At 45.7% G+C, this 9348-nt stretch carries 12 protein-coding genes; 11 read left to right on the top strand and 1 reads right to left on the bottom strand.

Annotated features, from left to right (window positions below):
- Nucleotides 1–135: 135 nt before the first annotated feature.
- The 10 genes from F0251_RS12960 (at nucleotide 136) to F0251_RS12915 (ending at nucleotide 7852) form a co-directional block, all read left to right on the top strand.
- Entirely contained in the window at nucleotides 136–723 is a 588-nt protein-coding gene (locus F0251_RS12960; RefSeq protein WP_171731119.1) for a DedA family protein, read from the top strand.
- Nucleotides 720–1853 (top strand): ATP-grasp domain-containing protein, encoded by a 1134-nt coding sequence (locus F0251_RS12955; RefSeq protein ID WP_171731118.1) that lies wholly within the window; start codon nucleotides 720–722, stop codon nucleotides 1851–1853. Before F0251_RS12960 ends, F0251_RS12955 begins: the two co-directional genes overlap by 4 nt.
- Before the next feature lie 19 nt (nucleotides 1854–1872).
- On the top strand, nucleotides 1873–2415 hold the full coding sequence (locus F0251_RS12950; protein WP_171731117.1) for a hypothetical protein: 543 nt from the start codon (nucleotides 1873–1875) through the stop codon (nucleotides 2413–2415).
- A 2-nt stretch (nucleotides 2416–2417) separates the two neighbouring features.
- Entirely contained in the window at nucleotides 2418–3167 is a 750-nt protein-coding gene (locus F0251_RS12945; protein WP_171731116.1) for an NRDE family protein, read from the top strand.
- Nucleotides 3168–3179: 12 nt separating this feature from the next.
- Nucleotides 3180–3617, top strand: coding sequence for a YHS domain-containing (seleno)protein (locus F0251_RS12940; protein WP_171731115.1), 438 nt, complete (start codon nucleotides 3180–3182; stop codon nucleotides 3615–3617).
- 10 nt (nucleotides 3618–3627) lie between these two features.
- Nucleotides 3628–4071 (top strand): hypothetical protein, encoded by a 444-nt coding sequence (locus tag F0251_RS12935; RefSeq protein WP_171731114.1) that lies wholly within the window; start codon nucleotides 3628–3630, stop codon nucleotides 4069–4071.
- Between the two features lie 12 nt (nucleotides 4072–4083).
- Nucleotides 4084–5838, top strand: coding sequence for a lysophospholipid acyltransferase family protein (locus tag F0251_RS12930; RefSeq protein ID WP_171731113.1), 1755 nt, complete (start codon nucleotides 4084–4086; stop codon nucleotides 5836–5838).
- 71 nt (nucleotides 5839–5909) lie between these two features.
- The gene (locus F0251_RS12925) at nucleotides 5910–6476 is read left to right on the top strand and encodes a Crp/Fnr family transcriptional regulator (RefSeq protein WP_008220511.1); all 567 of its coding nucleotides are present in this window, start codon (nucleotides 5910–5912) and stop codon (nucleotides 6474–6476) included.
- Between the two features lie 57 nt (nucleotides 6477–6533).
- Nucleotides 6534–6986: a GNAT family N-acetyltransferase gene (locus F0251_RS12920; RefSeq protein ID WP_116871593.1), complete on the top strand. Its 453-nt coding sequence runs from the start codon at nucleotides 6534–6536 to the stop codon at nucleotides 6984–6986.
- Nucleotides 6986–7852, top strand: coding sequence for a DMT family transporter (locus F0251_RS12915; RefSeq protein WP_171731112.1), 867 nt, complete (start codon nucleotides 6986–6988; stop codon nucleotides 7850–7852). Before F0251_RS12920 ends, F0251_RS12915 begins: the two co-directional genes overlap by 1 nt.
- A gap of 22 nt (nucleotides 7853–7874) precedes the next feature.
- On the opposite strand, the gene F0251_RS12910 is transcribed toward F0251_RS12915, so the two are convergent.
- Complete coding sequence (locus F0251_RS12910; RefSeq protein WP_008220517.1) at nucleotides 7875–8459, bottom strand: LysM-like peptidoglycan-binding domain-containing protein; 585 nt, start codon at nucleotides 8457–8459, stop codon at nucleotides 7875–7877.
- A gap of 213 nt (nucleotides 8460–8672) precedes the next feature.
- Between F0251_RS12910 and F0251_RS12905 the strand changes: the two genes are divergently transcribed.
- Complete coding sequence (locus F0251_RS12905) at nucleotides 8673–9293, top strand: FKBP-type peptidyl-prolyl cis-trans isomerase (RefSeq protein WP_008220519.1); 621 nt, start codon at nucleotides 8673–8675, stop codon at nucleotides 9291–9293.
- The last annotated feature ends 55 nt before the right edge of the window (nucleotides 9294–9348 follow it).

Genomic DNA, 9348 nt, shown 5'->3' with positions numbered 1-9348 from the left:
ACCTATTGAATCCAATCAACGTAAAAAAGCAGCAATTCGCTGTAAGTTTTTCTGAGCTCCTCCTGTCTATTTAATTTACTACACTCAATGAATGGTCGATAAGCCATTCACCTATAGGATAGATAAGGACATTTGATGGGCACCGTCGAGAGCATTCAAGCATGGTTAAATTCAGGGGAGGAGTCGCTGCTATGGCTTATGCTTGGCATTATCGCGCTTTCTTACCTGCTTGAAGATCTGGCAATCGTGACGGCCGCTGGTTTAGCCACGCAAGGGATCATTCTTCCTCAATATGCGTTACTTGCAATTTTCATTGGCATTGCCACTGGTGATCTTGGTCTTTATTACCTTGGTAAATCAGGGCGTTATTTTAGAGGCGTTCGTTATAAGGCACTCACCAATCGATACTTTCGTGCACTTCGCACCAAATTACGTCAAAACGCATTCAGCAGCCTTTTCGTTATCCGCTTTATTCCTGGGCTACGCACGGTTGGTTTTACCTTAAGTGGTTTTTTCGCTATCCCGCTTCCGACTTTCTTACTGGCTGTAATCAGTGCTACCGCGTTATGGACTGGCATTGTCTTCTCTGCCATCTACTATTTAGGGACATCAGCGTGGCTGCAAGCCTCTGAATATCAATGGATCGTCACCCCGTGTGCCATCGCTTTGTTGTTTGTCGGTAATCGATTAATGAATAAAACCTACTCTAGAGGACTATCATGAGTTCACCGCAAGATATTCACATCATTCCAGCACATCAAATTAATGCAGGTATGCCCCTGCTTGAAAAAGATACCGTGCGCAGTGTCTCTCCTTATGAGTTTCTTCCGACGTGGTTCTTCTACACGCCAGTGGTCATTCAAAGCCTGATGCAAGGGTTACGGCATTTTGATTGGGCGCTGCCGCTGATCGCTAATCCGAGCATCAAACTCAGTGGCATGGTCGGTGAGTCAAAACACGAGATACTGAGCCTTGCCGGATCGTCAAGCCAGCACTGGATCTCGCCGTTTATCACCCTCACCAAAACCGATCTCAGCAGTAAGAAACAAGCAGAAGATGCGCGCAGTGCACTCATCCAATCGGATCTTGATTTCCCTATTGTGGCGAAACCGGATCTTGGTTGCCGAGGTGTGGGCGTCAAGCTGATCAATAACCAAGATCAACTTGAGCAATATATTGAATCCTTCCCAAATCATGCTCGCTTTTTGCTGCAAGAAAAAGCGCCTTATCAAGCTGAGGCTGGTGTTTTTTATATTCGTTACCCGAATAGCAAACAAGGCGAGATCATTTCGATCACTCTCAAATATTCGCCAATGGTGACTGGCGATGGCACTTCGACACTCAAGCAATTAATAGCAGATAACCCGCGAGCTGGGCAGCTCAGTCACCTGTATCTACCAAGACATGAAAATAAGTTGGATCAAGTACTCGCAGAGGGCGAAGAGTTCCAGCTTGCGTTTGCAGGTAACCATAGCCGTGGCTGTATCTTCCGAGATGGTAATCAATACATCACTCAGGCTCTAACCGAACGTTTAGATGAAATATTTGACGACTTCGATGGCTTCCACTTTGGTCGACTCGACGTCAAGTTTAAGGACATGCGCAGCCTAATGAGAGGTGAGGATTTCACTATCCTTGAAGTCAATGGTGCAAGCAGCGAGGCTGGACACATATGGGATCGCAACACCCCACTGCGAGAGATATTTTCTACTCTACTTCGACAATACCGCATTCTTTTTGACATCGGCGCTCAACAGAAACAGCGAGGCCACCAGCCTCCATCTTTTAAGAGCCTATTTAACGCGTGGCAAGAAGAGCGACGCCTTGTTCAACAATATCCGACCACCGACTAACTTTATACGAGGAACATGCATGAACCCGATAGCCCAGCCGAGCGCCTTTGCCGCTGTATCTCCGAGTATCAAGGGAGCGGTAGAGATACTGAATCAAGGCCTAGAGTTTCTGACAGCGATTTCTGATAGCGATTATCTAACGAGTGCTAAGCCACATGTCACTAGCTCTATTGGTGAGCATACTCGCCATACGCTGGATCTTTTTCATGCGCTGATTTTAAAAGAGAATGCGACCGTTGATTACAACACTCGTCGTCGTGCTCACCCTGTCGAATACGATCGCTCAATCGCAGTAAAAGAGATCCACTATGTGATCAACTGGCTTGAACGGTTAGACCGCAACGATCTCGAAGCGCCTATCATGATCCAAACCGAGGTTTCGATGGATGCTCAGGTGTTTGCCAGCCTACCTTCTACGCTAGAAAGAGAAGTGACTTTTGCGGCGCTGCATGCCAATCATCATTACGCGATGATCAAGGTGATCACCACCTTCCTAGACATTGAAACCTGTAACACCTTTGGTTATGCCCCAACCACTAGCAGCTATCTGAGGGAGCAATAATCATGTGTTCAGTATCTTGGTTACTTGAAGAAAATGGCTATCAGGTCTTTTTTAATCGTGATGAACAAAAGACACGAGCATTAGCCATGCCACCTAAACAGTATCAAGTTAACGGTGTCGATATCATCATGCCACTCGACCCAACAGGCGGTGGTAGCTGGATCAGCATTAACCAGTACGGGCTTTCACTATGCCTGCTCAACAACTATCAAGGCATGGTTCCAGTCGGCCCTTTAGTCAGCCGTGGTTTATTACTGAAAAACCTATCCTCGAGTCGTAATCTCAGTCAGCTTTCCGAGGCTTTTCATAGGCTCAACCTAAACTCGTTTGCCCCATTTACCTTACTGGCTTTTGCTCCGAATTTAACGCAGCGCAACGGTGTGGTAATTGCCTACATGTGGGATGGTATTCAACAGAAAATAGTGGAAACCGACTCACCACTGTTCTCATCCGGTGTTGATTTAGAACGAGTACAAGCCTACCGACAAGCCCAATACGATCAACTCATCGCAACAGGTAAGAACCAACAGAATTTACTCAAGTTTCACTCTCACCATCACAGTGAACAGCCCCATTTAGCAACCTGCATGCATCGTGAAGACGCACACACAGTCAGCTTTACCCATTTACGTAATTTGCACGGTCAAGCCTCGATGTTTTATGCATCCGGCTCACCTTGCGAACCAATCAAACCGTGCCAGATAAATCAGCAGCGCTTTACCTTCGATTTATCACCAGCAATCAATCTATAGATGGAGTCCATCATGAGAAAACTAATCACCATGGTCATGCTACTTGTTAGTCCTTACGTAATTGCCGCCGATGAAATCTATACCGGCTTCTTTAGCAGCAAAGCACTCGATGGCTACGATACCGTAGCTTACTTCACCTCAGGTCAGCCTGTTGAAGGCAGTAAACAATTCAGCACTGAATACAAAGGCGCGGATTGGTATTTCTCTTCTGAAAAGAATCTGACTTTATTTGTTAATAATCCTGAAAAATATGCCCCTCAATATGGTGGTTATTGCGCATGGGCCGTTTCTGCCAAAAACGATTTTGCTCCAGGCGATCCACAGTATTGGACCATAGTGGATGACAAACTTTACCTGAACTACGACCAAGAGATTCAGGAGACCTGGGAGAAAGACCGTGCACAGCATATTCAACAAGCCGATAAAGCTTGGCCGCAGCTGATTAAGTAAGGGAATAACCATGACATTCACTCCAGCTAAACATCTCCCGGCAGCATTTATCGCTTTTGTGTTTATTCAGTCACAGTTCTTTAAGTTCACCGGCTCATACGAGACAGAGCATATCTTTGGCACGCTAGCGACATGGTCAGGCTTAAGCTGGTTTGGCTCGTTTGGCGGCTACTTGATTGGATTCGCTGAATTGATTGCGGCCATTTTGTTGTTCACTCGTTGGCATGGCCTCGGCGCCATTATGAGTATGGGGATCATGACTGGCGCAATTTTCTTCCACCTGTTTACGCCACTCGGTATTCAAATGCCAGAGTTCAATGCCGCGGGTGACATTGTCGGTTACGACGGCGGATTATTGTTTGGTATGGCATGCCTAGTCTGGTTATGCGGTGCATTTTTAAGTGTGAAAGATTTCAAGAATCAAGACGGTTTCCTAAACAACTTTAGTCAATAAGGTAGCTTCATTATGATTGATAGTCCTTTTCGTTTACCACGTTACACGCCTTTTGGTTTAGGTGAGTCTGTTGTCGAGTGGGCAACTGGGCTATCTAAGCTAGACCGACTCTACCAAGATCGAAAAAACGAGTTATCTAGCTTTGAATTCATGAATTACACCCTATCGGCGCTCAATATCGACTACTCGGTTGCATCGGGAAGCACGGAAAACATCCCGGAAGAAGGGCCCGTCGTGATTGTGGCGAACCACCCACTTGGCGCTATTGAAGGTGTGATCCTTGCTGACCTCGTAGGATCGGTAAGAAAGGATGTGAAGGTATTAGCAAATGAATTACTCAAGCGACTGCCTGAACTGGATGATCTTTTCATTGGTGTTGATGTCTTTAATAGTAAAGAATCGAAACGTACCAATGCCAAAGCCATTCGTGATGCCAATCGTCATCTAGCTGATGGCGGGCTGTTGATCGTGTTCCCTGCCGGGGAAGTATCAAGTTACCGCAAAGGGGCTAAAACACTCACGGATATCGAATGGAGCAAATCAGTCGCGAAATTCGTTAAACGTCATCAAGCCACTACGGTTCCTATCTTTATCAATGGCAAAAACAGTGAGCTTTTCTATCAAGCGGGTCGTGTACATCCACTGTTGAGAACCGCTCTACTCGGGCGTGAACTTCTTAATAAACAAGCGACAACTATCTCTATCTCAATTGGCTCATCGATTCCGTATTCAGAGATTAAATCGTTTGAAAAAGAGATGGATATCGTCAACTACCTACGACTTAATACCTACCTAATGAGTCAGCCAGATAGTCCGAACACGCCAATCCACGCACCCTCTTTCGATACCCAAGTGATAGCGCCAATATCACCCGAAATATTGGCAATAGAGATAAGCTCACTCCCTGAAGAGATGAAACTGCTCGAGCAAGGTGACTTCGAGGTCTACTGCACGCCAAGCCAATCTATTCCCAACTTAATGCGTGAGATTGGTCGAGTCAGAGAAGAGAGTTTCCGTGAAGTTGGAGAAGGCAGTGGGCTTGCCTGTGACTTGGATGAGTATGACCTTTACTACCATCAATTGTTTGTGTGGAACAAAGCTAAGGCAGAATTGGTCGGTGCTTATCGACTCGGTATGGTCGACAAGTTAATCGCAGAGCACGGGTTGGACCAACTCTATTCTCGAAGTCTGTTTAACTATAACCAGGAGTTCATCGATACGTTAGACAACAGCATTGAGCTTGGTCGCTCTGTAGTGAGTAAACCTTACCAAAAGAGCCTTAATTCACTGTTACTGCTATGGAAGGGCATTGCGACCTTTGTGTCTCGACATCCTCAATACACTCATCTATTTGGCCCGGTCAGTATCAGCAATGATTACAGCCACAATGCGCGCTTGTTGATCGCGACTACCTTATCGATTCACCACTATGATGAGGAAAAGGCAAGTCTGGTTTCCCCTTCTTCACCGCTCAATACCAGTAGTCATGTGTTCTGGCAGAATCATCTATTATCGTCACTGGCGAGTGTGCCTCTGCTCTCTAAAGTGTTAGCACGCATGGAGCAAGGAAAAGGCCTACCAGTATTATTGCGCCAATACCTTGGAATGAATGGCAAGCTGGTGTGTTTTAACGTCGACCCATCGTTTAATGATGCGCTAGATGGTTTGATTGTGGTGAACCTTAAGAAGGTACCATTGAAAACCTTAGGTAAGTACATGGGTCGAGAGCTTGCTCAAGACTACCTAGAGCAACACGCTCGACGCTGATTTCGCCCCCTCTGTACCTACACTCAAATAAGTGCGATGATTTCAGCACTTATTTGGGTTAGGTTATTTTCATGCACACCTCTTTTATCGAACAACTGCAAAGCTTCGACTTCTCAGAAAGTCAGATTGAATCGCTCGTCGCTGTCGCCAAGCCTCTTGAGCTACCAACCAGACACATCCTTATTAACCAAGGAGAGATGGCGGGCTCAATTTACTTCGTGCTTGAAGGCTTATGCCACGCTTGTTACCTCACTGATGAGGGCAAGCAATACAGCAAAGAGTTCTACTGGGAGCAAGACTGGATCATCGGCTTTGAAAGCCTAATAAAAAACCAAGCGTCCCCTTACCTACTTGAAACCCTCACACCTATCACGCTATTAGAACTGCCAATGAAGGCCGTGATCGAGTGGCGTGCCTCTAATAATCCTTTGTATTTAAAGTTGTTAGAAACCCAGCTGATGCACAAGGAAAACAAAGAGCGTTTCATGTTGCTCTATACCCCAGAGCAACGTTATCAGCTTTTCTGCGAGCACTACCCAGACCTAGAACAACGCCTCAACGACAATCAAATCGCTGCCTACTTAGGAATAACCGCGATAAGCTTGAGTAGAATTAAAGGTCGAATTAACAATAGTTAATGCCAACGGTCAGTGTGCATAGTACATTCAAAGCATCGATAATCTCTGGATGTAAACATGATCACTTGGCACTCTATTCCCTTTTCTAAACTTTCAACACAACAGCTCTATCAACTGCTGCAACTACGAGTCGATGTATTTGTGGTTGAGCAAACCTGCCCTTATCCAGAGCTCGATGGCAAAGATAACCTTGAAGGTGTTCAGCACCTAATGGGCTATGCGGACGGAGAACTCATCGCTTGTGCTCGTTTATTACCACCTGGCACGACTTATGACAATGCCAGTATTGGCCGAGTTGCCACCAAGCAATCAGCAAGAGGCAACGGTTTAGGGCATAAATTACTGGTAGAAGCATTAACTCGCTGTGAGGCATTATGGCCGAACACGACCATCGATATTGGTGCACAAGAACACCTAGAAAGCTTCTACGCAAGCCATGGATTCAAGACGATCTCTGAAATGTACTTGGAAGATGATATTCCGCACGTAGACATGAGATTAGAGAAGTAATGTCGAATATCACTGTCGGTATCCTATTGTTGATTGCGGGCAACCTGTTTGCCTCGCTCTCTGACGTAGCGGTAAAATTATTGAATGGTGAAGTACCGCCTCTTCAGTATATTTTTTTTCGTCAGTTGATATCCCTAATGCTCATTACCCCTCTGTGGCTGAGCCAAAGCAAAGCACAACGCCGCTTACAGCAAGCTAAAGTCACCTTGATCCGCGGACAGCTAATCCTAATCGGCAGTGGGTGTATGGTGGTTGCGATCACCCATATGTCCTTAGCGACAGCTAACGCGGTATTTTACGTAGCCCCATTGTTGATGCTGCCTCTGTCAGTACTTCTACTCAAAGAGCAGCCTGCGCTTGGCAAAGTCATCGCCACCACTGTCGGCTTTGTTGGCGCGCTAATCGTTTTACGGCCATCGCAATTTCACTGGGCAGCACTGTTTGCATTGGGGACTGCACTAACGCTTGCCCTGTTCAATGTATTGGTACGAAAGCTCCCTAGTGAACAATCTGTGGTGACCACGTTGTGGTGGACAACCCTCTTCTCTATCCCAGCCTCGTTAATACTATGCTTATTGTATTGGCAACCGGTGTCTTTAGAACATCTTGGATACATAGCATTGAGTGCGACGCTCATACTGAGTTACAACGGGCTTGCCGTCGCTGCCTACCAAAAAGCGCATTCAAGCCAAATTGCTCTCGCTGAATATTCAGGCTTGGTGTTTGTCGCGTTAATTGGCGCCATATGGTTCGATGAGATCCCTGATACGCTAACCTTCATTGGTATTATGTTGATCATCTTACCGCTCGCGCCTTTCAAGCGACCAAAAAAAAGAGCTAATGCTTTGTCTCGTTCGTACTGTTGAGTTCGTAACTCACGCAAGATATCTATTTGCTGCGGCCAAAGCCACCATCAGATAAACGGAAGAACATAACTGATGTGTCGCCCTTCTCTAACTGTAGGATATCAAGTTGTCCGGTTTCAGCTAATTTGAATCGAACTAACTGACCTTTGCGGATCTGGCTGAGTGGCTTGTCTGCGCCTTCAATACGCACTAGCGCATTTAAATCAGACAGTGGTAGATCGTTGTTTCGAAAAACCTGAGCCAAGGTATCACCTTGCTTAACTAGGTATTCCTGCCAATTATTGTTACTCGGCTCTGATGAGCTGCTCTTGGTGTTTTGCTGTTCGCTCAGCCCAACGGTATTTATCTCTAGCGCAACGCGAGATGTAACCGGAGTTGCCTCTACTTTAGGTTCAGGCAACGGCACAACAAGTAGGATAAGAACGATCGGCGAAATCACCATTAATAATCTTTGGTGTAATTTTGGTAATGAGCCCCAAGTTTGCACTGCTGAGGTTTTCATTCCTTTAATATCGATCGAGCTCAATTTCTCTTTGACCTGATTCAGTCGATCCTTGAGTTCTGCTAAGTGGTCAACTTTCTGCTTTTTCTTTTGACGACGATTCATACCACTGCGTCCTATACATTGAATAACTACAGTATAAAAACCAAAGTACCAACAGTATAGATCTTTCCGTCACAACAGGGCTCAATGCAAGAAAATTGACATGGCTGTGATTTGGACGCGGTAAAGCGCAAGTGATCAGAGACTAGCCGTTTCTTCACGCTGCTAATACTGGTATTCTTACCTTTTTCGTACTGACAAAAAGAGTGACTTTTCATGTCTGAAGTAAAATTTGAAACTGTAGAGCAAAAAGCTAGCTACGGTATCGGTCTACAAATGGGCCAACAACTTGCTGGCTCTGGTCTTGAAGGCCTAAACGTTGACGCAATCGCTGCTGGTATCGCTACAGCTCTAGTTGGTGACATGCCAGCTATTGAAGTTGACGAAATCAACAACGCACTACAAGAGCTACACACTCGCGGTGAAGCTGCACGTCAAGAACTAGCTAAAGCTGCAGCTGCTGACGGCGAAGCTTTCCTAGCTGACAACGCTCTTCGTTCAGAAGTAACCGTTCTTGAGTCTGGTCTTCAATACGAAGTACTAACTGAAGGCACTGGCGAAATCCCAACAGCAGACAAGCAAGTACGTGTTCACTACCACGGCGAACTAACTGACGGTACTGTTTTCGACAGCTCTGTATCTCGCGGTCAACCAGCTGAATTCCCAGTAACTGGCGTAATTCAAGGTTGGGTACAAGCTCTACAAATGATGCCTGTTGGCTCTAAGTGGAAGCTATACATCCCTCAAGATCTAGCATACGGTGAGCGTGGCGCAGGTGCTGCAATCCCACCATTTGCTGCTCTAGTATTTGAAGTTGAACTTCTAGCTATTCTTTAATTTTTATAAAAACCTCTAGTAAAACAAAATACTATAGGCAAATAAAATTGAAATA

The sequence above is a fragment of the Vibrio sp. 070316B genome, from assembly GCF_013114115.1.
Lineage (GTDB): Bacteria > Pseudomonadota > Gammaproteobacteria > Enterobacterales > Vibrionaceae > Vibrio > Vibrio chagasii_B.
Note: the sequence above shows the minus strand (reverse complement) of the source record. Positions and strands in the feature narration are given on the sequence as shown.

Excerpts from the sequence above, each read along its gene's own strand:
- F0251_RS12910 (WP_008220517.1), bottom strand. The coding sequence starts at position 8,459 with ATGAATCGTCGTCAAAAGAAAAAGCAGAAAGTTGACCACTTAGCAGAA.
- F0251_RS12960 (WP_171731119.1), top strand. The coding sequence starts at position 136 with ATGGGCACCGTCGAGAGCATTCAAGCATGGTTAAATTCAGGGGAGGAG.
- F0251_RS12930 (WP_171731113.1), top strand. The coding sequence starts at position 4,084 with ATGATTGATAGTCCTTTTCGTTTACCACGTTACACGCCTTTTGGTTTA.
- F0251_RS12915 (WP_171731112.1), top strand. The coding sequence starts at position 6,986 with ATGTCGAATATCACTGTCGGTATCCTATTGTTGATTGCGGGCAACCTG.
- F0251_RS12950 (WP_171731117.1), top strand. The coding sequence starts at position 1,873 with ATGAACCCGATAGCCCAGCCGAGCGCCTTTGCCGCTGTATCTCCGAGT.
- F0251_RS12945 (WP_171731116.1), top strand. The coding sequence starts at position 2,418 with ATGTGTTCAGTATCTTGGTTACTTGAAGAAAATGGCTATCAGGTCTTT.
- F0251_RS12925 (WP_008220511.1), top strand. The coding sequence starts at position 5,910 with ATGCACACCTCTTTTATCGAACAACTGCAAAGCTTCGACTTCTCAGAA.
- F0251_RS12935 (WP_171731114.1), top strand. The coding sequence starts at position 3,628 with ATGACATTCACTCCAGCTAAACATCTCCCGGCAGCATTTATCGCTTTT.
- F0251_RS12920 (WP_116871593.1), top strand. The coding sequence starts at position 6,534 with ATGATCACTTGGCACTCTATTCCCTTTTCTAAACTTTCAACACAACAG.
- F0251_RS12940 (WP_171731115.1), top strand. The coding sequence starts at position 3,180 with ATGAGAAAACTAATCACCATGGTCATGCTACTTGTTAGTCCTTACGTA.
- F0251_RS12905 (WP_008220519.1), top strand. The coding sequence starts at position 8,673 with ATGTCTGAAGTAAAATTTGAAACTGTAGAGCAAAAAGCTAGCTACGGT.
- F0251_RS12955 (WP_171731118.1), top strand. The coding sequence starts at position 720 with ATGAGTTCACCGCAAGATATTCACATCATTCCAGCACATCAAATTAAT.